The sequence below is a fragment of the Vibrio wakamikoensis genome (assembly GCF_050337275.1).
Taxonomy (GTDB): domain Bacteria; phylum Pseudomonadota; class Gammaproteobacteria; order Enterobacterales; family Vibrionaceae; genus Vibrio; species Vibrio chaetopteri.
Window position 1 is genome coordinate 122450 of record NZ_JAKJST010000022.1, and the last position, 26086, is coordinate 148535.

Below are 26086 nucleotides of genomic sequence, written 5' to 3' on the forward strand. Positions count from 1 at the left end.
CAGATATAAAAAAACGCCCACGATATCGTGGGCGTTTTTCATTGTCTTAAGCTAGCATCTTACTTAGTGTAAGATTGAGCGATGTTGTCGATACGCTCGTTTGCACGTTCAGCTTCTTCTTGAGCTGCCATTGCATTCTTGTTGCCTGCTTGTACTTCGTTTTTAAGCGCTTGAACGTCTGCACTTAGCTGGCTAACTTGGTTGCTTAGGTCATCCATTTTTGCTGTTGTTGCTTCATCTGGACCAGACGCACAACCTGCAAGTAGTAAAACTGACGATGCTGCAGCTGCAATTAAAACTTTCTTCATTATAAGCTCCTTCAGGATTAGTATTTAGAACAGCCCTGCAACGTGAATGTTCGCATAAAGGCTATTTCTGAGTTTAGTGCCTAATTTTAAGAACGCAAATTATTTAAAAGTCAGAAAAACCAAAAAATTACGCCATTTTGGGGTTAATCTTCCTTTGTCTTAATTATGAGATTAACCTCAGCAGGATTAATGTGACCTATGTCACGTAGATGGAATCATCTCATTATAAGTCTCTGTAACCGCTGATTTTATTTTTTTCAGGTTAAGAAATGAGCGGTTTTGGTTCAGACTTCTCCTACAATGTGTCTAGATGCCTTGTTTTTCACCTCGATTGTTCGCTGGTGGCAAGGAGAATTATCGGGTATCATGCGCCCTCATTTTTAGCCTGCAACCGTCTGAGGAGAACTTGCATTGCAATTTAAAGAACTTGGCCTAGATAACCGACTATTGAAGAACTTAAGTCACTACGACTTTAAAAAAGCGACCGACATCCAGAAGCAAGCTATTCCGGTCGCGATTGCTGGTAAGGATTTGCTGGCGTCTTCAAAAACGGGTTCTGGCAAGACTTTGGCATTTGTATTGCCGATGCTGCATAAATCTCTTAAGAACAAAGCATTCTCTGCAAAAGATCCACGTGGTGTGATTCTGGCACCAACGCGTGAACTAGCGAAGCAGGTGTACGGTGAGCTTAAATCTATGTTGGGTGGTCTGTCTTATGAGGCTGCGCTCATTCTAGGTGGTGAGAACTTTAACGACCAAGTGAAAGCGCTGCGCCGCTATCCTAAGTTTATTGTAGCGACTCCAGGACGCCTAGCTGACCATTTAGAGCATCGCTCAACATTTCTCGACGGTTTGGAAACTTTGGTTCTTGATGAAGCTGACCGTATGTTGGATCTCGGTTTTGCTCCAGAGCTTCGCCGCATCCACAACGCTGCGAAACACCGCCGCCGTCAAACGCTGATGTTTTCTGCGACGCTTGATCACGCTGAAGTCAATGACATTGCAGCAGAGATGCTGGATGCGCCAAAACGTATCTCAATTGGTGTCTCTAACGAAGAACACAAAGACATCACTCAGAAATTCTACCTTTGTGACCATCTAGATCATAAAGAAGCTTTACTAGAGCGTATCCTCGAAGAAGCCGAGTACAAGCAGGTGATCATCTTTACTGCAACTCGAGTTGATACCGATCGTTTGACTAAATGGCTGAATGAAAAGCAGCTTAAGGCTATCGCGTTAAGCGGTAATTTAAACCAGACTCAGCGCAACACCATTATGAGTCAGTTTGAACGTCATGTATTTAAGATCCTGGTGACCACAGATGTAGCTTCTCGAGGCATAGATATCGCAACGGTTACTCACGTAATTAACTTCGATATGCCAAAGCACACCGAGGAATACGTACACCGTGTAGGCCGTACCGGCCGTGCAGGTAACAAAGGTGATGCAATTTCTTTGGTTGGTCCAAAGGACTGGGATAGTTTTAAACGTGTTGAGGCTTTCCTTCAGCAAGATATTGGCTTCTCGGTACTAGAAGGACTGAAAGGTAAATTCAAAGGCTTCCGTCCTAAGAAACCAGCCGTTAATAAGAAAGCACAGGCTGCTAAAGGTAAAGCACAGCAGAAGAAGGCGACGCCTAAGAAACCAGCGAATCGCGATAAAACCTTTTATAAAAATGTGGCTGTGGGTGATTCGGTATTCATTCCGAAGAAAAAGCCTAAGCCAGCTGCAGACAGCGAATAAAGTAATCGGCCTTACCATATATTGGTGAGGCCTTTTTTGTTTTAAGGCGTTAGCTATATAACGCTCGTATTGCTTTATGCACTTTTCCAGACTCACTTCCTATCTTCCAAATGAGCGCCGCTGGGATTGCTTTTCTCAATGATGGCTCCACATTCAACTTCACAATCTGACCTGACTCTATTTGCGGACGAATAAAAGGTTCGACCGCGATTCCCCAGCACAGTCCGTAACCAATGGCGGTTTTCGCCGCTGAAATAGATTCACATTCCCAGATATTGGGTGAGATTGCCGTGTCTGAGGCTTTGCGATTATGTGACAGATAAGCTTGCCTGTAACGTTGTAGATCCACCAAAGAGACAGTATCGAGTTTAGCTAGTGGATGCTCGGGGCTAGCAATATAGAGCAGCTCCGCACTTGGGAGTGAAATTGCGCCGAGATTACTGAAAATAGGCTGCTCCAACAGCGTAAATCCTATGTGGGCTTCTCCTTTAACAACCGCGGAAACAACCTCTGAGGATGGCATCTCTCGGAGCTTTAACTTGAGCCTCGGAAAATCCTTTGCTAGCAAATGGAGGATGTCTTTCTCATTCGGGACGCTATAGACGTTATCAACGGCCAATATGAACTCTGTCTCTTCTTCAGGCTCCAACTCATTTGCGAGACGCTCAAAGTGTTCACACTGTGCCAAGATAAGCTTGGCTTCCTTTAGCAGTACTTCGCCAGCGGGCGTCAGCGTGGGGTTGCGCGTAGAACGATCGAATAGCTCTTGGTTCACGTCGAGCTCTAGATTAGAGACCGTCATGCTAATTGCAGAGTGCGTTTTCTTCATTTTTCTGGCAGCAGCAGAAAAAGAACCGGTTTCAGCCGAGAGAACGAAGGCCTGAAGTTGTAGCAAATTCACGGTTAACATATCAGTTTAGCTTACACCTTTAATGGTCTTTATGTTTGTATTCCTTAAGGTTAGTTAAGTGAGTGATGTTTGCAAGATGATTATTCAAGGAGGAATAAAAACACAACCTGTCAATTATTCTTAAGGTTTAATGAATTTGTATTTCAGTAAAGATGACTAATATAAGCGGTGTCAGAGGGGAAAACGAGACCAATCGTTTTGACAACATAGTGGAATGGATGCGCTTTATTAGACATAAAGAAGGTAAAGACCATGACTACTGACATCAAATCAACCAACAACAAAGACATAGACCCAGCAAAATCTTATGAACGCAAAGTCTCGCTAAATTTGGCTTTCTATTCGCGTTTTGCGACTAAAAATAACGCTGTCAAGTAAAGAGGTCTCCATGTCAAATCAATCTGATTTAAACCTGTATTCGTTGGCTGATACTCCACTAAAGAAGTTGGCGCTGGTCACCTTTATTCTCACCAATATTGGTATGTTTGCCGTACCGGCCGGCTTGGGGGCGCTGGGTTCCGCCATGGACTGGCCGGCAGCAGAAACGGTATCGGTGGTAGGAATTGGGTTTGTTATTAACGAGGTGATTCTATTTGGTTCAATAGCCATTTTGGGAAAAACTTTAGTGAGTCTTATTCGCTCAAAGCTTAAATGCCTTTTCCGCTCAAAGAGCAGACATCAATAACGTCACTTTTCACTCCCCCCGCCTTCGTGCGGGGTTGAGGGGTTGTAAACATTTGTTTAATTCCGAATTAACTTAGAGGTGAATAAAATGAAAAAGGCGTTAATAGTAATGTGTGTTGCAGGCATGTCTTTAATCGCGATGGCAGATACGGAATACTCTGGTTTTCGTGTTGGTCCGGGAGCGACCATGGGGCAAGCGACAGAACTTGGTGGTTTAGGTGCTCAACCGAGATTAGAGCTTGGCTACGATGTTAACCGTGTATTTTCAGTGAATGGCTATGTTCAAGGGCTCAAAGGGAAAACTCAAGGGGAGTATGTCTTTGATGCAGCTGAACCTTACATGGGACAAGTACTACCGCCGGTGGTTGGGGCAGCAGAAGCAGAAGTCGACGGTTGGCGAGCAGGTATCGAAGCTGAGGTAGGTTATGCGTTTGACCTTGGGGTGGTAGATATAAAGCCTTACGTCGCTGTGGGCGTCGCGACTCAAGGTGGCGATTTTGAAGTTAATCATATGAGCAATACGATGCCATCAGATAACTTGGATACCTTAGGATCTGAAAAATTGAGCGGCTCTGCAGTGACGGCTGCGATTGGTGCGCGAGTGAACACTGCTTTGGGGATTTATGTTGATACTCGATTGGAGCGGGCGCCATTTAGAAGTCGCGGCATTATCAAGGATCAAACGCAGGGCAGTCTTTCTATCGGGTACAAATTTTAACCAAAAACCAGGGGTCTTCCTCTGGTTTTTTGCCATTCGGCGACAAAAGAGTACGTGTTTTAGAGTTAATTTAGCGTTTAGAAAGGCTGAAATTGACGAACTTTTGTGCAAACAAACCACTTTATGACAAAGATTACAGTACAATTTTTGACTGTCATATTGGGGTCTATACTCAATTACCCATGATAAAGTACTGATTTTAAGTGATCTTCTCCCATAAACCCCCATCTTCAAAATTCTCATTTGTCATAGACCTTTCAAGGAACTGAAACACAACTGTCATATTCGACCTCTAATCTTGTCAGCGTTCAAACGAAACAAGGCAATCAAGCCACTAAAGGAAATTGTGATGAAAAAGACAGTTATCGGTGCAATCGCTCTACTAGGCGCACTAACAGTGACATCAGCTTCAGCAAAAGAAACTATCTCTGTAGTAGGTTCTAATAGTGCTTCTCCACTGGTTGAAGTTTTTGCAGAAACTTACATGAACAAAGGCGAACCAGTGTTTATCGAAATCCAAGCACCAGGTTCTTCAGCAGGTATTCGTGCAGCGAAGGATGGCAGCGCAGACCTAGGTATCTCTTCTCGTGACCTTAAAGCAGAAGAAAAATCAGCAGACCTTAAAGAGCTAGTTATTGCTCGTGACGGTATCGCAGTTGTAGTGAACCCAAACAACAGCGTAAAAGAGCTAACGTCAGAGCAAATCACAAGCATCTACAAAGGCGAAATTACTAACTGGAGCCAAGTTGGCGGTCAAAACAAGCCAATCGTTGCTATCACTCGTGATACGGCTTCAGGTACTCGTGGTGCATTCGAAGACATCATGAAACTAAAAATGAAGATCAGCGGTAAGAAAGTATCGGCTATCTCTCAACGTGCTCAAGTTGCTAACGGTAACGGTGCACTGAAGGTATCTGTAGCAAGCAACCCATACGCTATTGGCTTCATCTCTCTAGGTACAGTAGACAATACAGTTCAGCCTCTAAAAATTGACGGTGCTGCAGCAACAGTAGATAACGTGAAGAACGGTTCTTATAAAGTTGCTCGTCCATTCCTTGTTCTTTACAAAGATGGCAAACCTTCTGCTGAAACTCAGCAGTTCCTAGACTGGATGGTTGGCGAAGAAGCTCAAGCTATCTCAGGTAAGAAAGGTTACATCACTGTTAACTAAGCAACACCAGTAAATATTTAAGTTGCTCAGCCCACCTTTTCGGGCTGAGCCTTTTGCGCGTCTATCGAAGTAATTAAACATAGAAGCAGAATTATGACCATCGCAACAAATAGTGAGAAGCTTATGAACAATGAAGCGACTCAGTCTGAAGCTCGCCGCCTTAAGGCTCAAACACGAGTTGATTGGAAAGAGAGATTCTTCCACGGACTATTTCTTACCAGTGCAGTAATCGGCATCGTTTCTCTTGCCATTATTGCTTACTTCATCGTTAAAGAAAGTATCCCGGCATTCCAAGAAGTGGGTGTGAGTGGCATCGTATTAGGTCAGCATTGGTTACCACCTGCGCTTTACGGTGTTGCAACTATGATCGTGGCATCGATTGTCTCTACGCTTGGCGCTGTCGTCGTTGGTGTTCCAATTGGTGTTCTAACGGCTATCTTTATCGCAGAAATCGCACCAAAGCGCCTTGCGGATATTATTCGTCCAGCGGTTGAACTACTGGCGGGTATCCCATCGGTGGTTTATGGCTTCTTTGGTTTGATTATCATCGTACCGCTTATCCAACAAGTATTTAATGTACCAGCGGGCAACACGATTCTTGCGGGTATCATCGTATTAGGCGTGATGATTCTTCCAACGGTAATTACCGTTTCAGAGACATCGATTCGCGCTGTGCCACGCACCTACAAAGAAGGCTCACTGGCTCTAGGTGCATCAAAGATTTACACCATTTTTAAACTTCTCGTTCCAGCGGCTCGTTCAGGCATTATGACTGGCGTAATTTTGGGTATTGGTCGTGCTCTAGGTGAAACTATGGCAATCATCATGGTAATGGGTAATGCGCCTGCAATGCCTGGCAGTATTTTGGAATCAGCCCGTACGCTAACAGCAAACATCGCAATTGAAATGTCCTATGCAAGTGGCGTTCACGCAAATGCTCTATACGCGACCGGTGTTGTGCTTCTGGTATTTATCATGATGCTCAACTCAGCTCTCCTTTACTTGAACCGCGAGAAAGCGAAGTAATTATTATGGATACAGTAAAACTAAAGAAAGCGCGTGTTCAAAAAGACGCGATTCTCAATGCCTTTGTTTGGGCAGCAGCGGCAATGACCGTAGGCTTCTTGTTCTGGATCATTTGGTACATCCTATCCAATGGTCTTCAGCACGTAGATTGGAACTTTATCACTGATAACTACACGGCAACGGGTGAAGAGAAGGGCATCTTCCCGATGATCATCTCGACCGTTTACATGGTTATCGCATCGATTGCAGTTGCAGCGCCTTTAGGCATCATGACGGCTATCTACCTAACCGAATACGCTAAGGTAGGCAGTAAGCTGGTTAAGGTTATTCGTTTCTGTACTGAGTCGTTGGCAGGTATTCCATCGATCATCTTCGGTCTGTTCGGTATGACGTTCTTCGTAGTAATCATGGGCTTTGGCTTCTCGATTCTATCGGGTGCACTTACTCTAAGTATCTTGATTCTACCGGTTATTATCCGTACGACAGAAGAAGCCTTAATGGCGGTACCGCAAACTTACCGTGAAGGTTCTTACGGTTTGGGCGCATCGAAAATCTACACCATTTGGCGTCTTATTCTGCCAAGTGCAACCCCAGGTATTCTTACTTCGGTCATTCTAAGTATTGGTCGTGTTATCGGTGAATCTGCACCGGTATTCCTAACTGCAGGTATGGTGGCACGTGTACCAGACTCACTGCTAGATTCAGGTCGTACCCTAACGGTTCACCTGTACAAACTCACAACGGAGCTGTTTACCATGGATGAGTGGAACCAAGCATACGGTACAGCGACTGTACTGATTGTGGTCGTCCTACTTATCAACACGCTAACGAAGTTTATCGCTAGCCGCTTTAACACAGCAACGTACTAATTGAGAACAATTCGACTGATGGTGAGGCCAGACCATAAAGAGCCAAGCCATCAAATTTACACGAATTAACACGACAAAGAATTTAGAGAATAGAGACATGAACAAGTTTAACATTGAAAACCTAGACCTTTTCTACGGTGAAAACCAAGCACTTAAAGCGATCAACCTACCGATCCCAACTCGCCAAGTAACAGCGTTAATTGGTCCGTCAGGTTGTGGTAAGTCAACACTGCTTCGCTGTTTGAACCGCATGAACGACCTTATCGAAGGCGTTAAAATTACCGGTTTGCTAGAAATGGATGGCACGGACATCTACGGCAACATCGATGTTGCAGACCTACGTATCAAAGTAGGTATGGTATTCCAGAAGCCAAACCCATTCCCAATGAGCATCTACGAGAACGTTGCTTACGGTCTTCGTGCGCAAGGTATCAAAGACAAAAAGCACATTGACGAAGTGGTAGAGAGCTCGCTTCGCCGCGCAGCACTTTGGGACGAAGTTAAAGATCGTTTGAAGTCACATGCGTTTGGTTTGTCTGGTGGTCAGCAGCAGCGTTTATGTATCGCTCGTACAATTGCCATGCAGCCTGACGTTATCCTAATGGATGAGCCAACGTCTGCACTTGACCCAATTGCGACACACAAAATCGAAGAGTTGATGGAAGAGCTTAAAAAAGACTACACCATCGTTATCGTTACTCACTCAATGCAGCAAGCGCGTCGTATTTCAGACCGTACTGCGTTCTTCCTAATGGGCGAACTGGTTGAGCACAACGACACTCAGGTTATTTTCTCTAACCCAAGTGATGACCGTACTCAAGGTTACGTAAACGGTGACTTTGGTTAATGGCAGCGTAAGGCTTGCAATTGTTTGAACACAATTTCCATTTATCGCACGATTCGTTTTGAATCACAGCATTAGCGAATGACAGAATTTACTGGCATATCACTATAACTATAAGCGATGGTACTATTGCCCTTCCTTGTGAAGGGCTTTTTTTCGCCTGTAAAAAGTGAGCTTGTTGATAGTTTCGCTGTTGAAAAATACAAACAAAAACGTCAAACCTCGCTAAAGGTTTGACGTTAGTCGTACGTGTTGCTTGTAATAGCGAGCTAGTTTTGGAATAGAAATACGCAACTGGTGAGGTAATCCAACATCTCTTGATGAGATACCGCCTGATCGGTGAGGTAGCCAGTTATCAATCCGTAAACAATGGCGTAGTTTTTGTCGTTGTGTGCGACATGCTCTTGGGCGAAGAAGTCAGAAATCACTTTACTCAGCTCAAAGATATCACTGCGGTCTAATGCCTCAGCGCCTGTATTTTCTGCTGGGGAAAGGTCACCGAGCTTATTCGTTAGCCATTTGACGAGTTGCGAGTCTTCTACGGGACTTTGTTGATCAATTTCCACAATGTAATTCCAAGTATGAGTGAATGCTCTAATGCTAGGAAAGTTTTCACTCTCTTGCCATAGGAGAAAAGTCGCAACTATCGAAGTTAGCGATTGAAGTCACACTGACCTTTTAAAAATAGAAGAAAGCCAACGGATAAACGTTGGCTTAGTGAGATTGTGTTGCGTTAACTAGGCGGTTGCAGTTGCCGTTGCAATTGGGCGCAGCGGCTTATCATTGATTGGCAAATGAATCAGCGCGGCGGCAAAAGCAAGAACAACCGTTGACCACCAGATAGGCTCGTAAGAGCCGTAGTAATCGTAGATCCTACCGCCAGCCCAAGCACCAAGGAAACTGCCTACTTGGTGAGTAAAGAACACCAAACCGTACAAGGTTGATAGGTAACGCGCGCCGAAGATCTGACGAACGAGGCCTGACGTCAGCGGTACTGTACCTAGCCAACAAAAACCGATGGCACCACCAAATAGCGCTGCGGTGTGCTCTGTGACAGGCATCGTCACAAACGCAGCGATCACAACCGTTCTAAATAAGTACAGCATCGACATCACATGGCGTTTACTGAACTTATCGCCCATCAAACCCCAGAAGTACGAACCAAAGATATTGAAGATACCTACGTAGGCAAGCGCCAGTGCTGCACTACTAGCAGGAAGGTCTTTATCAGCTAAGTAGCTTGGTAAGTGTGTTGCGATGAACATTACGTGGAAGCCACACACGAAAAAGCCTGCATGGATAAGCCAGTAACCTTTGTGGTTGAAGGCCTCTTTAAGCGCTTGTTTTAGTGTTAACTCGTTTTCCTCAGCAGCACCATTAGCACTATTTGCTGGACGGGCTGACTTCATAAACAGTGAGAAAGCAATCATCATGGTACAAAGCACAGCAAAGCCCTGCAGTGCACCCTGCCAGCCCATGTCTTCTAGCATCAATTGAGCGCCAGGAATCATCGCGAACATACCAAATGAACCGGCCGCGGTAGTCAGGCCAAATGCCTTAGCAGCATGCTCAGCTGGTACCACTTTTGCTACCGCACCTAAAATGATGACATAGCTGGTGGCACTAAGACCTAAGCCAACCAATGCACCTAATGAGAAGTAAAGCATTGAAGCTTCTGTAGTGACAGAGGTCAAATACAAGCCCACGGCATAGGCGATAGAGCCCATCAAAATGATGCGCTTTGATCCCCATTTGTCCGCAGCCATACCAACAAAGGGTTGGAACATACCAAACAGTAAGTTTTGCAGCGCAATGGCGAAGCTAAAGAATTCACGCCCTGTTTGGAAATGATCGGAAATTGGCATCATGAAAATGCCAAATGACTGGCGAATGCCCAAGCTGACGATAAGGATGCCAATACCCAGCCAAACTAGGGCTGGAAAGCGGAAAATACTCATTGTAATAACACTCTAGTGATGATGGTGGTGTGAGTGATCCATAGGATCAGATGGGTTTTGTTGGTGACACCCACTGTTAATGGCTTGCTTGGCCAAAAGGTCGAGCAAGGTGGGTGAGTGGTGCACCGCCATCAATGCCACGGCAAGAAGCAGCAACATTCGTATTAGCTGAGCAAAAATGGATTGTGAGAACATAAACTCAATTCGCGTTGATGCGCAAAAGTGGCGTTAAAAAAGAGCGCGCAGTGTAATGATCTACCGGGTATGACTCAAATGACATTTAGTGAAGTAATGTATGCATAAAATGCATACATAAATATCAACGTTCTCACTGAGTACCTATTCGCCATTTGAACGGTTATAATTCTGCCGTTCATCACTAGGGATACAACAATAATGAAGTACGATTGGGTTCTGTTTGACGCAGACGAGACGCTGTTCCACTTTGATTCATTTGGTGGCATGAAGCTTATGTTTGAGCGTTTTGGCGTTAATTTCACGCGTGACGACTATGACGCGTATCAACTGGTCAATAAGCCGTTATGGGTGGACTACCAAGATGGCAAAATCACTGCTGATGAGCTTAAAATCATCCGTTTTGAAGGCTGGGCTACGAAACTTGGTATCACACCTTTTGAGTTAAATTCTGCATTTCTAGAGGCGATGGCGGATATCTGCACACTGTTGCCCGGCGCAAAGGAGTTGCTTGACGCACTTTCAGGCAATGCAAAACTGGGTATCATTACCAATGGCTTTACTGAGTTGCAAGCGATTCGTCTTGAGCGTACAGGGCTTAGCGACTACTTTGAGCACGTGGTTATCTCTGAGGAAGTGGGCGTAGCAAAACCGGACCTCGGGATTTTTGACCATGCTCATCAATTGATGGGGCTACCATGCAAAACTAAAATTTTGATGGTGGGCGATAATCCTCATTCCGATGTACTTGGCGGTATTAACTTTGGTATTGAAACGTGTTGGTTAAACACACAAGGTGTTCAGACGCCAGCGGGTATTCACCCACACTATGAAGTGAACTCCCTCGAACAGCTTAGAATGACGCTGTTCGCATAAGCCTCGGATATTCCGAGTCATAGTCGACTTTGGGGTGAATTGTGAGAAATTGTAAACTCAGCTTTGCACTTTGCCCCTTTAGAGTTACTGACTATCTTCACATTCAAACATTTGTTCGGTATAAATCTTCACCTGCATTTAGTACGATATGTTGAAACTTCGGCCGAGGGAACTTTGGCCTAGCCGAACGAATGAGTAGTTCTGAGTTTCTGTATCATGTCTTTAAAAAATCTTCCTACGCTGCAGCAATTTATTGATGCGCTCGATGACCATATTTGGGTCAAGAATGCTGATGGTCAGTATGTTGCTGTCAACGAAGCCAGCGAAACCGCTTGGCGTCATTCTCGCGAATATATCTTTGGTAAGACCGACGAACAATTGTTTAGTACGGAACGCGCTGAGTATTTTAAACATATCGATGAGAAAGTGATCGCTAATGGCGGTCAGCGAACGGTTGAAGAGTGCGCTGCGCTAGATAGAGAGGGCAACGAAGTTTGGCTAGAGACAGTAAAATCTCCGATAAAGGATGAGGCCGGAGACTTGGTCGGTATCATTGGCATGACGCGTAACGCCACAAGAAGAAAGCAAGTAGAAGCTCGATTATCGCTTACTTCAGAGATATTTAACAATTTCCAAGAAGGCATGATGATCACCGATCACAATGCTAACATCATGGACGTTAACCACGCATTCACTGCCCTTACTGGTTATGAAGAAGCTGAAGTGATAGGGCGCAACCCGAGCTTTCTTCAATCTGGTCAGCACCATCCCGACTTTTACACTGAGCTGTGGCAACAGTTAAGGGAGTATGGTCAGTGGAAAGGGGAATTCATTAACCGTAAAAAGAGCGGCAGTATTTACCCTCAGTTGGCGACTATCAGTGCTATTACCGATGAAAGCGATGAGATCCTGCACTATATTTGCGTATTTGAGGACATTTCACTGCGCAAAGCGCACGAAGAGAAGCTGCGCCGGATGGCCTTCTTTGATCCGTTAACCAATTTGCCTAACCGTGTTCACCTTACCCACTTATTGGAACAAAGCATTGCTTTGGGCGAAAAGAGTGATACTCCATTTGCGACTTTGTTTCTCGATCTTGATCATTTTAAACACATCAACGATAGCAAAGGGCACTTGTTTGGTGACCAACTCTTAGCGCAAGTTGCTGAGCGTTTACAAACGATGCAAGCAGGGAATGCAACAATAGGCCGAATTGGTGGTGATGAGTTTGTTATTATTCTTACCGATTATGATTGTGAAGCGACACTGCTCGATATTATCGATCAGACCTTAGGGGTATTTAATACACCGTTCGTGTTTGAGCACAATGAGCATCTTCGAGTGTCGGGTAGTATTGGCGTCGCACGATATCCGAATGACGGCTATGATAGTGAAACATTGCTCAAAAATGCCGATACGGCCATGTATCTGGCTAAAAAGAATGGCCGTAGTGGCTACGCTTTCTACTCCCCAGATTTAACCGACAGATCGGTGCAGCATGTACGTATTCAATCTGCCCTTCACGATGCTGTCGACAAAGAGCAGCTCTCGCTCGCTTACCAGCCACAATATCGCCTTGAAGATAACGCTCTAGTTGGCGTAGAGGTGCTGCTACGCTGGGAACACCCAGAACTGGGCTTTATTCCTCCGAGTCTTTTTATCCCAATTGCAGAAAAAACAGGGCTGATACAACACATTGGACAGTGGGTGTTAAAAGCCGCGTGTCAGCAAGGAAGAGCGTGGATAGAGCAGGGGCTTTCCTTTGGAAAACTGGCGGTGAATGTGTCAGCCTTACAACTACAAAGAGCGGAATTTGTAAAACAGTTGGCCGATATTACCGACCAAACGAAGTTTCCTTTAGAACAACTGGAAATTGAAATTACCGAGAGTTTTCTTCTTCATAATCAGCAGCATGCGTTTAATACATTGAATGAGTTACGTGAGCTAGGAGTCGATGTTTCGCTGGATGATTTTGGTACCGGCTACTCTTCTCTTTCTTATTTGAAAGGTCTGCCGATCAACAAACTAAAGATTGATCGCTCATTTGTGAATGATGTGCCAGAGCAAAGTGATAGCAACGCGCTAGTACTTGCGATTATCGCCATGGGTAATGCTCTAGACTTGCGTGTAGTCGCTGAGGGGATTGAAACCGAACAGCAGATCGACTTTCTTACCCAGCATGGTTGTCAGTTTGGTCAAGGCTACGCCTTCGCTAAGCCACTGACAGAGAAAGACTTCGTTTCCTTAATTTCTTCGTAATTGTCGGCAAACCTTATCGTTCTAACTTGTAAGGTTTGCCAAGTATATCCTTAAAGAAAATACGCCTTTGTTTGCACTATTGTTGTCGCTAACCCGTAACAATGATCGTTAGGGCTTAGCGATGTTAGAACACGGGCACATCACCCTCAATAAAGAAAACACGTATTAATCGCCGGTGATTTTTGACTGACCACGTAACCCGTTACTATGCTTTCTAATCAAGTTAGCTTTATCAAGAACGGTAAACGTTACGTCAGTAAGTATGCAGTCCTGACTTTCGTCAAACAAGGAAGCGCATCATGGGTAAATTTACCTCCGGGGTGATTCTGGGTCTTTTCACTGGAACACTCTTGTTTTCATTTCAGACGCTCGCAGATGAGCGATTCAAAGTGGGTATGGAGAAAGCCAAAACCTGTGCCACCTGTCACGGTGACGAAGGGATCTCCAGCATTGAGTCCTACCCCAACCTACAAGGTCAAAAGATGGGATATCTGATGACCGCTCTTCGAAGTTATCAAACCAGAGAACGCAGTGGCGGCCTTGCTGTTCTGATGCAACAACAAGCTGACGCATTGAGTGATCAAGATATCGCTGACATCGCGTATTACTATTCCAAATTAGGCTCTGACGCCAACAAGCAGTGAAGGAGCCTTTATGGACATCACGGCGAATCACTACGACATAAAAGTCGTTCGTTACTTTATTTTAGCGTCACTCATCTGGGCAGTTGCTGGCATGGTGATCGGCGTTATATTGGCTGCTCAGCTCTACTGGCCTGTGCTCAACTTTAACTCCGAGTACTTTCAATTCGGCCGGCTCAGACCGCTTCACACCTCTGGCGTGATATACGGATTTGTCGTCAACATACTGATGGGGACTTCCTTGTATATTGTTCAGCGCACATGCCAATGCGCGCTGTTCAATAAAAGCTTGTCTTGGATGGTATTTTGGGGCTGGCAGTTGGTGCTGCTTCTTGCACTTATTTCTTTGCCGCTAGGTTACACGACATCGAAGGAGTACGCAGAGCTCGAATGGCCGATCGATTTACTAATCGTGTTGGTTTGGGTGCTTTATGGCGTACTGTTTTTCGGTACGATAGCGAAGCGAAAAGTCGAACATATCTTTGTTGCCAATTGGTTCTTTGCAGCGTTTATCATCGTGATTGCGATGATATTTGTCGTTAACAACCTGGCTATGCCAGCTTCGTTTATGAAGTCATACTCCGTGTATGCCGGAGCGCAGGATGCTATTGTCCAGTGGTGGTGGGGGCACAACGCCGTCGGTTTCCTACTCACCGCAGGGGTCATTGGTATGAACTACTACTTCATACCTAAAGTTGCCGACAGACCTATCTACTCTTACCGTCTTTCGATTATCCACTTCTGGGGCTTGGTGGGCTTTTATACCTGGGCAGGTACACATCATCTCATCTACAGCTCGGTTCCACTGTGGGTGCAGAATATTGGTATCGTGATGTCATTAATACTTTGGCTCCCATCTTGGGCAGGGGCGTTTAACAGTGCGATGACCTTACTTCAGAACAAACAGAAGCTGAAAACCGACTATATCATGCTGTTTTTCTTCTCTGCCATTCTCTACTACTGTCTTGCCACGTTTGAAGGGCCGCTGCTTGCGATTCGTTGGTTCAATATGATTGCGCACAACAGTGAGTGGGTGATAGGACATGTCCATTCCGGCGCCTTAGGTTGGGTTGGTATGTCAGGGATTGCCGTATTCTATTACTTTATCCCTAAGTTATGGGGTAAAAACGAGCTCTGGTCACCAAGGTTGCTCAAGTGGCACTTTTGGCTTGCTCATGCTGGTGTTGCTTTATATGCCATTGCGCTTTGGGTAGCGGGTATCGGAGAAGGGGTGATGTGGCTTGCACAAGGCGATAATGGCGAGTTGCAATACAGTTTTGTTGAAGCGATGAATTTCAAAGCACCGTGGTTGTTCTTACGCTTCTTTGGCGGAGCGCTGTTTGTTCTTGGCTTATTCCTGATGGTCTTGAACCTCTACAACACGGTGCGCACGCCGCTTACTCGTCGGGTGAGTAGTGAAGGAGGCGTATCATGAATGCTGATTTTACTAAGTCTTTGGTGATATTGATCGTATCGACCGCTGTGGTGGCGTCTTTCTCCATTTTAGTATGGGTGCTTCCAAATTTATTACGTACCCCAGAGCTCGTTCAGCAAAGCCAAGCGAAGCCGCTCACGGCGATAGAGGTGGCCGGGCGAGATATTTATATCAGTGAGGGGTGCCATGTGTGCCACACGCAAATGGTTCGTCCACTTGAACCTGAGATAAAACGCAATGGCCGCGCCAATCAAGAGTCTGATGATATTTATGAGTTTCCGAATCTATGGGGCTCGAAGCGCACAGGACCTGATCTCACCAATCTAGGCAGAAAGTATTCAGATCAGTGGCATGCCATTCACCTGATTGATCCACGCCGCGTTGTCCCAACGTCCATCATGCCTGCCTATCCTTGGTTGTTCGAACAAGTTCTGTCTGGCGATACCATAACCGGAAAGATGCAAACTTTGAAAGCACTAGGTGTGCCTTACTCTGAGGATGAAATTGCCAACGCAAGGTTAGAAGTTAGAGGAAAAACCAAGGGTGAAGCGCTGATCCGCTACTTGCAAAGTCTTGGTGTCGATACAGCTGAGGAGAGTGTGCAATGAGTAGTTTCTGGACTCTATGGGCTGCCGTGGGCACCCTTGTATTCTTCGTTCTAATGGTCGCTGTGATTGTTAAGTATTGGCGCAATAATCATCAAGCGGACAAAGACAAAGTGCTCGACACGTTCGATGGCATTGAAGAAAAAGATGCGCCGCCGCCAAAGATATTGTTTGTTTCCTATTTTGCTGCGTTCGTTATCTCATTTGGCTATCTAATCTTATATCCGGGGATCAGCGGTTGGTCAGGGTTGCTTAATTACGATCAGGCCGACGACAAGCTCAGCGCGCCGACGACAAGCCTTGATGCTCAGTTTTCCCTGGTACAAGACCAGTCTCTCATCTCGTTGGCGGACAACACTGAGATAGTCTCTTCAGGGCAAATGTTATTCCAAACCCATTGTGCTGCTTGCCATCGCGACAACGCGCAGGGAGCGAAGCATTTCCCAAACCTTATCGACAATGAATGGATGTACGGTGGATCCGATGAGGCTATCATCCATTCCATCGAACTCGGTAGAAATGGTGCGATGCCCGGGTGGGTAGATGTGCTTAGGCCAGATGAAATCGCTAAAATTTCTTATTACCTCGCATCACTCAACCAACGCCATACTGATGTGCCAGAGGTTAAGGTGGAGCTTGGTAAAGACTTGTTCGTGAAAACGTGCTCTTCTTGCCATGGCGACGGTCGCTTAGTGAATATGGAAACGGGCGTACCTGATCTATCCGACAACATTTGGCTTCATGGAGGCAGCATAGAAGAGATCCAACACACCATACGTGCAGGGTTAAATAATGTGATGCCTGCCTTTGGTGAGCAGCTCTCTCAAAATGAAATCCTCGCGATTGGTGCTTATATCACCCACGCTCGCCTGCAAAACGATAACCGACTTGCGTCACTGGATGCAGAGGCGGTTGAACGCGGCGAGTATCTGGCTCATGCAGGAGACTGTGTGGCTTGTCATAGCGCCGAGGGGGGAGAGCCGTTTGCTGGTGGCCTGCCGTTTGTCACGCCATTTGGCACCATTTACTCAACTAACATAACGCCTCATGTCACAGAAGGTATTGGTAGTTATGACTACGAGGACTTTAGAGCCGCTCTCGTTGATGGTAAAGGGAGACATGGGTATCTATATCCGGCAATGCCGTTTACTTCCTACCAACATGTTACTGAGCAAGATTTGCGCGATATGTGGGAATACATGCAATCTATTGGTGCTGTATCAAGACGAAATGACGCCAATCAAATGATGTTCCCGTCGAACATTCGCTTAGGTCTCCTTGCCTGGGACATTGTTTTTGCCGATCGCAAACCAATGGAATACGAAGTGCCTGCCGAACTACAGAATAAAGTGGAGGATGTAGAAAAGTGGCAGCGCGGTAAATACTGGGTTGCTGGATTGGGTCACTGCTCGGAATGCCATACGCCAAGAAATATCGCTCAAGCGCTCGATAATGATCGTATATTCCAAGGCAATTTAATCGACGGATGGCATGCGCCGGACATCACGGCAGAAGAGCTGTTTATCGATGGTTGGGATCTGACTTCTTTAACTGATTTCCTCCATACAGGTCACTCTGATAAGGGCAGTGCGTTTGCTGGTATGGCCGATGTAATCAAGAACAGCTTGAGTTTGATGACCAGAGAAGATATTGAATCCATGTCTTATTACCTATTGGCGGGTGACTCCAATAATATGATCAGTGATGCCGCGGTACGATTAGAGCCCAAAGGGTTTGATGAAGTCTCGTATGCAGAAGATATCTATGCCACCTACAACCAAACTTGTGGCGCATGTCATGGGCCAGACGGTAAAGGACGAGATCCCATTGCGCCAACTTTGCTAGATAATGGCATTATCATGCACAGTGATCCGTTCAATACGATCGCTGTAACTATTCGCGGGCTCCAGCCTACGTATTTAGACAAAGAGCGAAATTTTATGCCGATGGCGAGCTTTGAAGATGTGTTGTCGGATAAAAAGCTGGCAGAGCTGATCACCTTCGTTCGACTCCATTTGGGGGCACGTGAAGTGCCAGTCACGGAAGAGGATGTGAAACAAGTGAGGGAAATGTTGGAAAAAGCAGGCTACTCAGGAGGTTTACACGTTACGCCTGAAATGTATGACCAGCGTGATGGCAACATTAACGTCAACTAAGCCTGTTTTGATCTGGGTTTAATGGGAAGAAAAAGGCTCGCTAAATTTAAAATAGCGAGCCTTTTCTATGGTTAACTTTCCGCTTCCGTCAGTTCCACTTGCTCTTTCGGTTGATGAGCATCCGCTGCGGCAAGCATCTTGCGAATTGCAATGGATGAGAGCAGAGCAACGAGCACCATTACAACGGCTAACATCGTTAATAAACCAAAGTAGTCACCATAAACGGTTTGCACGAACTCTTGAGTGATTTCTTGGCCTTTCTCTGCTGCGATTGAAGTAGAGAACACAGCGCCAACAATACCAGACAAAGCGATTGCCACTGAAAATAGGCTTACCGAGAAGTTCTCAATGTGTTTCGGTGCCACCGATAGAATGAAGGCGACAACTAATGAACCAACAATGACTTCAGCAAACGCTTGGAAGAAGTGAATCACGAGGAACACCTCAGGGCGGATAATCACATCTTCGCCAACATTCTTCACTGCAAACGCCAAAATACCAAACGCAATCGCTGTCATGATGAATGAAAAGCCAATCTTGGTGGCGGTCGTAAAGTGGATGTTGCGTTTTTCTAGTCCAGAGAAAGTCGCTGCAATCACAGGTCCTGCAACAATACACCAAAGTGGGTTCATCGACATTGACGCTTCAGGTGCGATTGGAATGATGCCAAACAAATCACCACGCATGGTGTTGATGGTCACCATAGTCATTGATGTCATCATTTGTCCGTAATAGACAAAAAACGCTGTCGTTAGAACGGTAACAATAATGATGGTTCCCATGCGAAGTGCATCGGCTTTTTCGGCTTTTAACATCAGTGAGATGAAATAACCAATAGCAGTCAAACCAATGGCGTAAACGATGTTTTTACCGATGTCCATGTTCGAGAACATAAAGAACACCATGCCGATCATGGCCACTGAAGTAATCGCAAACTTGATCCAGTTAGCGCTAGAGACTGGCGCTTTATCAATATCTGCACCGATACCTTGCAGCTGTTTTCTGAATGTGAACAGCATAAACAAAGCCGTAAACGCCAAAATTCCGGAAAGCGCAAAACTGCCATAGAAGCCAATCACCAAAACAAACATTGGGAATAGGTACTGGCCAAGTAGGGCGCCAATGTTGTTCACTGAATAGTTAACAGGGTAACCATTTTCAAAGTCTTCTTGGCTTTTGAACGTGCGCTTATAAAGGCTTGGGTAAGATGGGGACATTAAGCCACGTGCGTAACTTGCCAGTGCGATACCAGCGAGACTTATTGGAATGTTAACGGTTGATGCGCCCAGAACTAGCAGAGCATAACCACAGGTAAAACCAAGGTAGGCGATGGTTAAAGACCGAAACGCGCCTAGAAATTTGTCGGCGATAAAGCCACCTGCAATGGCGAACAGTGGGCCGATAGATGAGAAGGCACCGACGACCATCATGGTGTCCGCTTCGCTGTAATCGAGGTTCTCGAGGAAGAATCGAGTTAAGATGACCATGACGCCGTAAAATGATAATCCAAACATCATTTGGCAGAACATCATGGATTTATTTAGTTTATTCCACATAACTTTGTCCTTAATAATTGCTATTAAGCGGTTTAAATGTCCGAACTTATGATAGCAGACAAGATTTGTTACATGTTTTATCGCTGGGTGAGAATGTGGGGCGCGAGCACGAGTTTTTCTAATCAACAAGGTGAGTATTACTAATGTGGCGGTATTTATGTTTGCAGAAGACCGTAGCTAATCTATAGTCACCTTAACAGCCCATCGCTTCGAAAGAGGTGATGGGCTGTTTTTACTAATGTCTCGTAACACTTTTCCAAGCGGCTCTCTTGCTACTTGCAATAATGACTTCAACAACCTGCCAGCCTACGCCCGTAATTTGTCGAAACTCGGGAACATTCAGAATAAAACGAGCCCCACCATTCTGAATTAGAAAGTACTTCATTATTTTCCTCTTTGTGCTTTGTGTTAGGGAAGTGAATAGCCAAGCCAACAACGTATTAGTTTGCTCAAGCTTTGTGGTAGATGCTAGGGCTGATTGCGATTCATACCAATTGAGTTTGTATTGGTCATTCGAATAGATAATTGAGCGAGTACGATGAGACTGGCGTAAGCCTTAAAAAATTTTCCGCAAGCCTTATCTCCATCGTGGGCACTGTATCCATTGTGAAATCCGTTAGAACATGCAAGATTCACCAATAAGTGAAACTTCTGGCTAGTTCAAAAACTGAGCAGTTCATTGATAAAATTACCTCTCCCTTTAAATGACCAAAGAATTTCTGATTGAGCTTTGCCGAGCGGCGCTCGCGAGTGATTCATTATGTCAATTTCTAAAGGGTAGGATGGAGCAGTGGCAGCAAACGGATTTGGTACCTAAAAATTAAATTAAGTATCAGAGGCGAAAATGAACGATTTGACCGACATCTGGGGTTATATAGTAAGTCACCCGACAGAAGCAATAGAAGTGTATGGAATGTCCTGTCTGGCTATATACGCGCTATATCTACAATTTGTAACTAAAGGGCAGCAGTATTAACGTGAATCAGGCAGTTGCTTTGTACTGTTTATAGTAGGTGTACACGTTTGAGGCTCCCCCCGATGTAATCAAGGGGAGCTGTGAAGGAACTTATAACTCAATTTACTTAGCTGTTTTCTTCACCATCAAGCGATACATGACAGGAACAAAATAGAACGATAATAGTGTTGTCAGTACTGTACCACCGGCAATGGCGACTGCAAAAGGTGGCCAAAAGCCACCACCTGCAATGATTAAAGGCATGAAGCCACCCACAGTGGTAATGGTGGTGGAGGTAATGTGACGGGTACACGACATGACGGCATCAACAGAAGCGTCGATATCACCACTGGCGGCTTTTTCATCCATTCTTAGCTCAGCGAGTATGACGATCGCGGCATTAATTGCGAGTCCCATAATACCCAACATCGCAATGATAACGGTAAAGCCAAACGGGTAGTTAAAGATCCACACAGACAACAGACCTAAACCGCCGGCCAGGCCAGCCACCATGAAAATGATTGAGCTTAGTCTAAATGAGTTGAACGACATCACCACAACTAAGACCATCAAAACCACCACGACAGAGATATTGGAGATGAGCAATGCCACCGAGCGATCGCGCTCAGCGGATTCACCACCAAAATCGATGTGGTAGCCAGAGGGCAAAGTATAAGATTCAAGTCTTTGTTGAAAGTCGATTAACACTGTTTGTGGTAATACGCCTGCTTGAATATAGCCTTCGATAGTATTAACCCGCTCACCATTGCGACGCGTAATAGCACCACGGCTGGTTGTCAGCTCAAGTTCGGCCAATGTCGATACGTTGACGCCAGTGGTGTAAACCTCAGAAGCAATAGGCAATCTTACGTTACCAAGGTGTGATAGATTTTCGCGCTCTTCATTGGCGACTCGAACACGTATTGGGATCGACTCACTGCCTTCCGTCACAGAGCCTGTTTCTCGCCCTACCATGGTAGCCTGCAACATATTGGCAAATTGATTGAGTGAAATGCCATTAAGCTTTGCGGTGTCTTCATCGACTTTAAGCCAAACTTTGGGCGTGCCAGGTTGAAGCGTTTCTCGCGTATGCGTGACGTGAGGTGTATTAGCCAAAATAAGACGAATATCTTCACCTATCGCTTTGAGTGTATTTAGGTTTTTACCATAGACTCGAAGCTCAATAGGGGCGCGGAACGGAGGGCCTTGTTCGAGCTTTCTCACTAAGATCTGTGCTCCAGGAAGCTCGCGATTTAGGCGAGCTTGCAGATTCGGTATTAGCGAATTAGCCTGCTGAAAGTTTTCCATTTTAACCATGGCCTGTGAAAAATACGGTGCGTTATTTTGCGTTGCTTGTAGGTTGTAATAGAAAGAAGGAAAGTTAGCACCCACTAGCCAATCAACACGCTCAACGCCCGGGTTGTCGCGAATAATGGCATCGACGTCCTTAGTCGTCGCTTTCGTCGCATACAAGCTAGCTTGTGGCGGCAGATATACTTGAACCTCAAACATATCTCGATCCGAGGGTGGGAAGAATTGCTCGGTTAGCTGAGATATACTCCAATAGCCCGTCACCGGGACGGCGAGAACCGCGACGAGTGAAATAGCTGGATGTTTGATGGCTAGTCTGACTGACTGGCTAAATCCACGGGTCAACGCTGGAATGCGTAGGCCGCTGTTATACCAATGGTTGCCAGTGGCATGGCTTGGCAGCAGCATAGTCGCAAAGCCTGCGATTACGGTATGCGACAGAATATAAGAGCCAACCAACGAGAACGAGACGGTAATGGCAATCGCGCCAACAAACTCTCCTGTTGCGCCCGGCATTAAGAAGATAGGCGCAAATGCCAAAATGGTGGTCAGTGTGGAGCCAAGGAGCGGCACCCATAAGTGGGAGATAGCATTGATGGTTGCTTCTAGCCTTGCTTGACCTTTGAGTCGATAGCTCTGAATTGTATCCACCATGACCACCGCGTTATCGACCATGATTCCCAGCGCGACAATGAGTCCGGTTACCGACATTTGGTTAATAGGAATGCCCGTCATTTTCATCAATGACAAGGTGATCATACAGGTCAGTGGCAGGGCTATCGCAACGAGTATGGCTGCGCGTACACCAAGGGTGACAAAAAGTACGATGAGGATAAGAGAAAAGCCAATCAGCAGGCTTTTACCTAAATCGACCAAACGTGTTGTGGTGTAACCTTGTTGGTCGAATAACAGAGTGACTTTGATGTTGCTTGGAAGGTCGCGTTCGAACTGATTGATGACCGTTTTTGCTCGTGCCGTCCATTGATCAACTCGAAGTTCCGGCTCCATGCGGGCAGCAATAATCACACCAGGATGGCCATCGATAATTGCCACTTCACTTTCTGGTGTTTTTTGGCTTCGAGTGACGGTTGCAATGTCTTCCACACGGATGATATGTCCGTTCCTAGCGACAAGAAGAGGCACCTGTTTGATTCGCTCAATCGAATCTAGTTCAGATTCAATTTCCAAGCCGAATCGCGAGAACTGGCTTACTAGTTGCCCTGCTGAGTTCTTTGCATCAGCACCACGCAGGCTATCACCTATTTGAATGCTCGATGCCCCAAACGCTGAAGTATCTGCGGTTCGTAGGTTTACTTGGATCTCTTCTTTCGGCATGCCGTATTCATCAACAAACTCGGTGCCAGATAAAGTGCGTAGCCTCTTCGCTAGCTCCTTGCCATAACGACCTAGTGTCAAAATATCCGATTCGCCCGCACCGTCCCAAGTCAGTGAAGAGATGACAGTAAATGCATAGGTATGATCGCTATCGAGATCGGGTGGTGCGGTTCCAACTGGAAGTAACGGTTCAACATCTGAAAGTTTGTCTCTGGCTTTTGACCAGATAGGCTCTGGCTCTGTCACTTCGTCTTTGAGCTCAATAGTGACGATAGAAACTCCAGGACGCGAACTGGATGTGAGCAACTTAACTTCACTTAGCTCGCGCAATTTGTTTTCTACGACCTCAGTGACCAGTGTTTCCACACGATCGGCGCTCGCACCAGGAAAACTGGTGGTGACGTTGGCAAAGCGATTACTAATGATGGGATCTTCTGCCCGTGGCAATGAAGTAAACGCGGCTAGACCGCTGACGATCAATAGTGCGGTAACCAGTAGCAATAGACGAGTATTAGTGATTGCATCAATAAGCTTCATAATGATCCTTATTGCTGCGCAATTTGAACAGGTTGCCCTGGTACTACACGATGCAATCCACTGGCGATAATGGCTTCGCCATCTTCTATAGCCCCGGATACAAATGCGCGCTGACCATCAGCATAAAGCACGTTGATGCTGCGTCTTTCAACTTTATTGTCCTCTCCGACCACGTATACGTTCCAGACGCCACGGAGTCCATCGATAAGCGCAGTAAGAGGAACCCAGTAACCGCTGTCTTGCACCGTTTCATTAAAGGAAAGGTAGGCCAGTTGACCTTCTAGTAGGTCGGGGTTTTCGGGTAATTGATATCTAAGCCCAACGCTTCGTGATTGGGTGTCTACCATCGCACCCGGATTGAGCAGTGTTGCGGCATAGTCGTTGTCATCGACTCGGATGATAGGAGAGGTGAGGGCGGTAACACGCTTTAGCTGCTTAGCAGGGATGCCAATAAATGCCTCTTTCCCTTCTGTTGCAAGCAGTACAAATGTCGGGGTACCCACATTGACAACGTCACCTAACGAGACGTAACGCTCAGCGATACGTCCCGCGTACGGAGCCAGAATAGTCGACTTCTCGATGCGCAGTCTATTAGCGCGAATTGCCGCTTCCAAACGGACAAGATTCGCTTGTAGGACGCCTTTTTCGCTGGTAAGTGCATCGATTTCTGCATCCGCACTAAACCCTTTGGATTTTAGCGATTGTTGACGTTTGAAGTTGGCATTGACGAGCTTTAATTGCGCGCGCACCTCTCTGTCCTGGGCGTTAAGTTGACCAAGTTCCGTTTTCAAAAGGTCGGTATTGAGTCGCACTAAAGCAGTACCTTTTGCAACGCTATCACCAACATCGACCAAAATGACCTCAATCTTACCCGCTAACTCAAAGCCAAGTTTAGCTTGTTGGCCGGCTTTGACTGTGCCTACGTATTCTCGCCTCACTTGATAGGAAGGGGTGAGTTCGACATCGGTAGTGGAGACTGTTAATGGCTCGACAGCGATGAGGTCTGTTTCATTTTTCTCGCTACAGCCTAAAACTAGAGCTATAGCACTTAACACTGATGCTTTAATTAGTATTTTCGAAGTGCGCATCATTAATTCCTATACAACCAACTGCAATGTATAGGTTAATCAATGAGTTTCACTGCTGTCTACCTTGGGTATGTTTATGAAAGGTAAAACACCAAGAAGATGGTCGGGGTGTGAGGTTGATCGGAAAATGAGCAGGTATTTGAATTAAGGCGGCTCAGTTTTAGTGCTTTTTACTTCGCTCAAAAATATGAGTTAAAGATTGGATATACCAGTTCATCATTTCACTGTTGGCGTGTCGAGAATGGAAGTAACCATTTGCAAAATAGTGAATTTCGGGCACATATACTTCAGGGTCAAGCATCACCAAATCAGGGTAGTCTTGAATAGAAAAAATGTCGTTTATTCCCATAAACATATCAGAGTGACGCAGCACATCCAATAATACGACTGGAAACTCAGAAGCAAAGCCTACTTCAAGTTCAAAACCCAAACGCTTAAAGGTTTCAACGGTAGGGCTATTTAGTTTGCTGTAGTCGCTGACGAGAAGCCTTGCTAGGGGGTAGGAGGCGAGATTTTCGGTAGTAATAGGTTGGTTTGCTATAGGGTGGTCTCGTCTTAACAGTACTTTAGCGGTGAGCTGAGCTAACTCCTGCTCAACTAAGAACGGTAAGCGCTCTGTGATTGGTGCGTTTATGCCAAGTAAGATGTGTAGTGGTCAACAAATTCCGGACACTAACTTAAGCCGATTTTCGGCAGTAACTGGCGATAGCCCATCATTTGCTTGATGAGGCCGTTGCCTATTGTAGTAATCCATCAAGTAATAGCTGATATCCTTCTTTGCCTGAGTTTGGGTCAGGTATCCAGTAGCTGGTATCCATTCGGTTTTTAAGCTTCTAAATAGCCTCTCCATAGGAGCATTATCCCAGCAGTTACCTCGACGACTCATGCTCTGAGTTATGCGATATC

General features: G+C 45.7%; 23 protein-coding genes. 13 read left to right on the top strand and 10 right to left on the bottom strand.

The genetic code is table 11. The features are described from left to right. Positions 1-59: 59 nt before the first annotated feature. On the bottom strand, positions 60-308 hold the full coding sequence (locus tag L4C42_RS13685; protein ID WP_042495096.1) for an Lpp/OprI family alanine-zipper lipoprotein: 249 nt from the start codon (positions 306-308) through the stop codon (positions 60-62). Positions 309-719: 411 nt separating this feature from the next. Between L4C42_RS13685 and L4C42_RS13690 the strand changes: the two genes are divergently transcribed. Continuing rightward, positions 720-2051 carry a DEAD/DEAH box helicase gene (locus L4C42_RS13690; RefSeq protein ID WP_353499735.1) on the top strand — a complete coding sequence of 444 codons (1332 nt, stop codon included), beginning with the start codon at positions 720-722 and terminating at the stop codon, positions 2049-2051. 49 nt (positions 2052-2100) lie between these two features. Here L4C42_RS13690 and L4C42_RS13695 read toward each other — a convergent pair whose 3' ends face one another. Continuing rightward, on the bottom strand, positions 2101-2961 hold the full coding sequence (locus L4C42_RS13695) for a LysR family transcriptional regulator (protein WP_353499734.1): 861 nt from the start codon (positions 2959-2961) through the stop codon (positions 2101-2103). 388 nt (positions 2962-3349) lie between these two features. Here L4C42_RS13695 and L4C42_RS13700 point away from each other — a divergent pair, with 388 nt between their 5' ends. The 6 genes from L4C42_RS13700 to pstB all read left to right on the top strand — a co-directional run bounded on the left by L4C42_RS13700 (position 3350) and on the right by pstB (position 8276). Next, the gene (locus L4C42_RS13700; RefSeq protein ID WP_353499733.1) at positions 3350-3646 is read left to right on the top strand and encodes a hypothetical protein; all 297 of its coding nucleotides are present in this window, start codon (positions 3350-3352) and stop codon (positions 3644-3646) included. A gap of 87 nt (positions 3647-3733) precedes the next feature. Continuing rightward, positions 3734-4363 (top strand): outer membrane beta-barrel protein, encoded by a 630-nt coding sequence (locus L4C42_RS13705; RefSeq protein ID WP_429760861.1) that lies wholly within the window; start codon positions 3734-3736, stop codon positions 4361-4363. Between the two features lie 349 nt (positions 4364-4712). Continuing rightward, on the top strand, positions 4713-5534 hold the full coding sequence (locus L4C42_RS13710) for a phosphate ABC transporter substrate-binding protein (protein ID WP_353499731.1): 822 nt from the start codon (positions 4713-4715) through the stop codon (positions 5532-5534). Positions 5535-5627: 93 nt separating this feature from the next. Next, positions 5628-6560 (top strand): phosphate ABC transporter permease subunit PstC, encoded by a 933-nt coding sequence (pstC, locus tag L4C42_RS13715; RefSeq protein WP_353499730.1) that lies wholly within the window; start codon positions 5628-5630, stop codon positions 6558-6560. Between the two features lie 5 nt (positions 6561-6565). After that, the gene (pstA, locus tag L4C42_RS13720) at positions 6566-7429 is read left to right on the top strand and encodes a phosphate ABC transporter permease PstA (RefSeq protein WP_353499729.1); all 864 of its coding nucleotides are present in this window, start codon (positions 6566-6568) and stop codon (positions 7427-7429) included. A 97-nt stretch (positions 7430-7526) separates the two neighbouring features. Then, complete coding sequence (gene pstB, locus L4C42_RS13725) at positions 7527-8276, top strand: phosphate ABC transporter ATP-binding protein PstB (RefSeq protein ID WP_353499727.1); 750 nt, start codon at positions 7527-7529, stop codon at positions 8274-8276. Positions 8277-8542: 266 nt separating this feature from the next. On the opposite strand, the gene L4C42_RS13730 is transcribed toward pstB, so the two are convergent. From L4C42_RS13730 to L4C42_RS13740, 3 genes are all read right to left on the bottom strand, one after another. Next, positions 8543-8839 (bottom strand): hypothetical protein, encoded by a 297-nt coding sequence (locus tag L4C42_RS13730; protein ID WP_353499726.1) that lies wholly within the window; start codon positions 8837-8839, stop codon positions 8543-8545. Between the two features lie 171 nt (positions 8840-9010). Continuing rightward, positions 9011-10231 carry an MFS transporter gene (locus tag L4C42_RS13735; protein WP_353499725.1) on the bottom strand — a complete coding sequence of 407 codons (1221 nt, stop codon included), beginning with the start codon at positions 10229-10231 and terminating at the stop codon, positions 9011-9013. A gap of 12 nt (positions 10232-10243) precedes the next feature. Beyond that, positions 10244-10426 carry a hypothetical protein gene (locus tag L4C42_RS13740; RefSeq protein WP_353499724.1) on the bottom strand — a complete coding sequence of 61 codons (183 nt, stop codon included), beginning with the start codon at positions 10424-10426 and terminating at the stop codon, positions 10244-10246. Positions 10427-10627: 201 nt separating this feature from the next. Here L4C42_RS13740 and yjjG point away from each other — a divergent pair, with 201 nt between their 5' ends. The 6 genes from yjjG to L4C42_RS13770 all read left to right on the top strand — a co-directional run bounded on the left by yjjG (position 10628) and on the right by L4C42_RS13770 (position 18398). Continuing rightward, the gene (gene yjjG / locus L4C42_RS13745; RefSeq protein WP_353499723.1) at positions 10628-11302 is read left to right on the top strand and encodes a pyrimidine 5'-nucleotidase; all 675 of its coding nucleotides are present in this window, start codon (positions 10628-10630) and stop codon (positions 11300-11302) included. Positions 11303-11518: 216 nt separating this feature from the next. Further along, the gene (locus L4C42_RS13750; RefSeq protein ID WP_418642810.1) at positions 11519-13561 is read left to right on the top strand and encodes a sensor domain-containing protein; all 2043 of its coding nucleotides are present in this window, start codon (positions 11519-11521) and stop codon (positions 13559-13561) included. A 299-nt stretch (positions 13562-13860) separates the two neighbouring features. After that, on the top strand, positions 13861-14205 hold the full coding sequence (locus L4C42_RS13755) for a c-type cytochrome (RefSeq protein WP_418642811.1): 345 nt from the start codon (positions 13861-13863) through the stop codon (positions 14203-14205). A 10-nt stretch (positions 14206-14215) separates the two neighbouring features. Then, the gene (gene ccoN / locus L4C42_RS13760; protein WP_353499721.1) at positions 14216-15637 is read left to right on the top strand and encodes a cytochrome-c oxidase, cbb3-type subunit I; all 1422 of its coding nucleotides are present in this window, start codon (positions 14216-14218) and stop codon (positions 15635-15637) included. Continuing rightward, on the top strand, positions 15634-16245 hold the full coding sequence (locus L4C42_RS13765; protein WP_353499720.1) for a cbb3-type cytochrome c oxidase subunit II: 612 nt from the start codon (positions 15634-15636) through the stop codon (positions 16243-16245). Before ccoN ends, L4C42_RS13765 begins: the two co-directional genes overlap by 4 nt. After that, positions 16242-18398 carry a c-type cytochrome gene (locus L4C42_RS13770; protein ID WP_353499719.1) on the top strand — a complete coding sequence of 719 codons (2157 nt, stop codon included), beginning with the start codon at positions 16242-16244 and terminating at the stop codon, positions 18396-18398. The genes L4C42_RS13765 and L4C42_RS13770 overlap by 4 nt, the downstream gene beginning before the upstream one ends. A gap of 71 nt (positions 18399-18469) precedes the next feature. Here L4C42_RS13770 and L4C42_RS13775 read toward each other — a convergent pair whose 3' ends face one another. From L4C42_RS13775 to L4C42_RS13795, 5 genes are all read right to left on the bottom strand, one after another. After that, a complete protein-coding gene (locus L4C42_RS13775; protein ID WP_429760878.1) occupies positions 18470-20113 on the bottom strand; it encodes a peptide MFS transporter in 1644 nt (547 codons plus the stop codon). 919 nt (positions 20114-21032) lie between these two features. Further along, complete coding sequence (locus L4C42_RS13780) at positions 21033-24092, bottom strand: efflux RND transporter permease subunit (RefSeq protein ID WP_429760868.1); 3060 nt, start codon at positions 24090-24092, stop codon at positions 21033-21035. Positions 24093-24100: 8 nt separating this feature from the next. Next, the gene (locus L4C42_RS13785) at positions 24101-25183 is read right to left on the bottom strand and encodes an efflux RND transporter periplasmic adaptor subunit (protein WP_420884628.1); all 1083 of its coding nucleotides are present in this window, start codon (positions 25181-25183) and stop codon (positions 24101-24103) included. 157 nt (positions 25184-25340) lie between these two features. After that, positions 25341-25610, bottom strand: coding sequence for a hypothetical protein (locus L4C42_RS13790; protein WP_429760870.1), 270 nt, complete (start codon positions 25608-25610; stop codon positions 25341-25343). Positions 25611-25835: 225 nt separating this feature from the next. After that, positions 25836-26086: integrase core domain-containing protein (locus tag L4C42_RS13795; protein WP_429760872.1), on the bottom strand; the 251-nt coding region annotated here is incomplete at its 5' end.

What these genes read in the sequence shown, in the direction of transcription:
- L4C42_RS13750 (WP_418642810.1), top strand. Translation starts at nt 11,519, where the DNA reads ATGTCTTTAAAAAATCTTCCTACGCTGCAGCAATTTATTGATGCGCTC.
- L4C42_RS13710 (WP_353499731.1), top strand. Translation starts at nt 4,713, where the DNA reads ATGAAAAAGACAGTTATCGGTGCAATCGCTCTACTAGGCGCACTAACA.
- L4C42_RS13740 (WP_353499724.1), bottom strand. Translation starts at nt 10,426, where the DNA reads ATGTTCTCACAATCCATTTTTGCTCAGCTAATACGAATGTTGCTGCTT.
- pstB (WP_353499727.1), top strand. Translation starts at nt 7,527, where the DNA reads ATGAACAAGTTTAACATTGAAAACCTAGACCTTTTCTACGGTGAAAAC.
- L4C42_RS13755 (WP_418642811.1), top strand. Translation starts at nt 13,861, where the DNA reads ATGGGTAAATTTACCTCCGGGGTGATTCTGGGTCTTTTCACTGGAACA.
- yjjG (WP_353499723.1), top strand. Translation starts at nt 10,628, where the DNA reads ATGAAGTACGATTGGGTTCTGTTTGACGCAGACGAGACGCTGTTCCAC.
- L4C42_RS13780 (WP_429760868.1), bottom strand. Translation starts at nt 24,092, where the DNA reads ATGAAGCTTATTGATGCAATCACTAATACTCGTCTATTGCTACTGGTT.
- L4C42_RS13685 (WP_042495096.1), bottom strand. Translation starts at nt 308, where the DNA reads ATGAAGAAAGTTTTAATTGCAGCTGCAGCATCGTCAGTTTTACTACTT.
- pstC (WP_353499730.1), top strand. Translation starts at nt 5,628, where the DNA reads ATGACCATCGCAACAAATAGTGAGAAGCTTATGAACAATGAAGCGACT.
- L4C42_RS13705 (WP_429760861.1), top strand. Translation starts at nt 3,734, where the DNA reads ATGAAAAAGGCGTTAATAGTAATGTGTGTTGCAGGCATGTCTTTAATC.
- ccoN (WP_353499721.1), top strand. Translation starts at nt 14,216, where the DNA reads ATGGACATCACGGCGAATCACTACGACATAAAAGTCGTTCGTTACTTT.
- pstA (WP_353499729.1), top strand. Translation starts at nt 6,566, where the DNA reads ATGGATACAGTAAAACTAAAGAAAGCGCGTGTTCAAAAAGACGCGATT.
- L4C42_RS13770 (WP_353499719.1), top strand. Translation starts at nt 16,242, where the DNA reads ATGAGTAGTTTCTGGACTCTATGGGCTGCCGTGGGCACCCTTGTATTC.
- L4C42_RS13785 (WP_420884628.1), bottom strand. Translation starts at nt 25,183, where the DNA reads ATGATGCGCACTTCGAAAATACTAATTAAAGCATCAGTGTTAAGTGCT.
- L4C42_RS13700 (WP_353499733.1), top strand. Translation starts at nt 3,350, where the DNA reads ATGTCAAATCAATCTGATTTAAACCTGTATTCGTTGGCTGATACTCCA.
- L4C42_RS13735 (WP_353499725.1), bottom strand. Translation starts at nt 10,231, where the DNA reads ATGAGTATTTTCCGCTTTCCAGCCCTAGTTTGGCTGGGTATTGGCATC.
- L4C42_RS13765 (WP_353499720.1), top strand. Translation starts at nt 15,634, where the DNA reads ATGAATGCTGATTTTACTAAGTCTTTGGTGATATTGATCGTATCGACC.
- L4C42_RS13695 (WP_353499734.1), bottom strand. Translation starts at nt 2,961, where the DNA reads ATGTTAACCGTGAATTTGCTACAACTTCAGGCCTTCGTTCTCTCGGCT.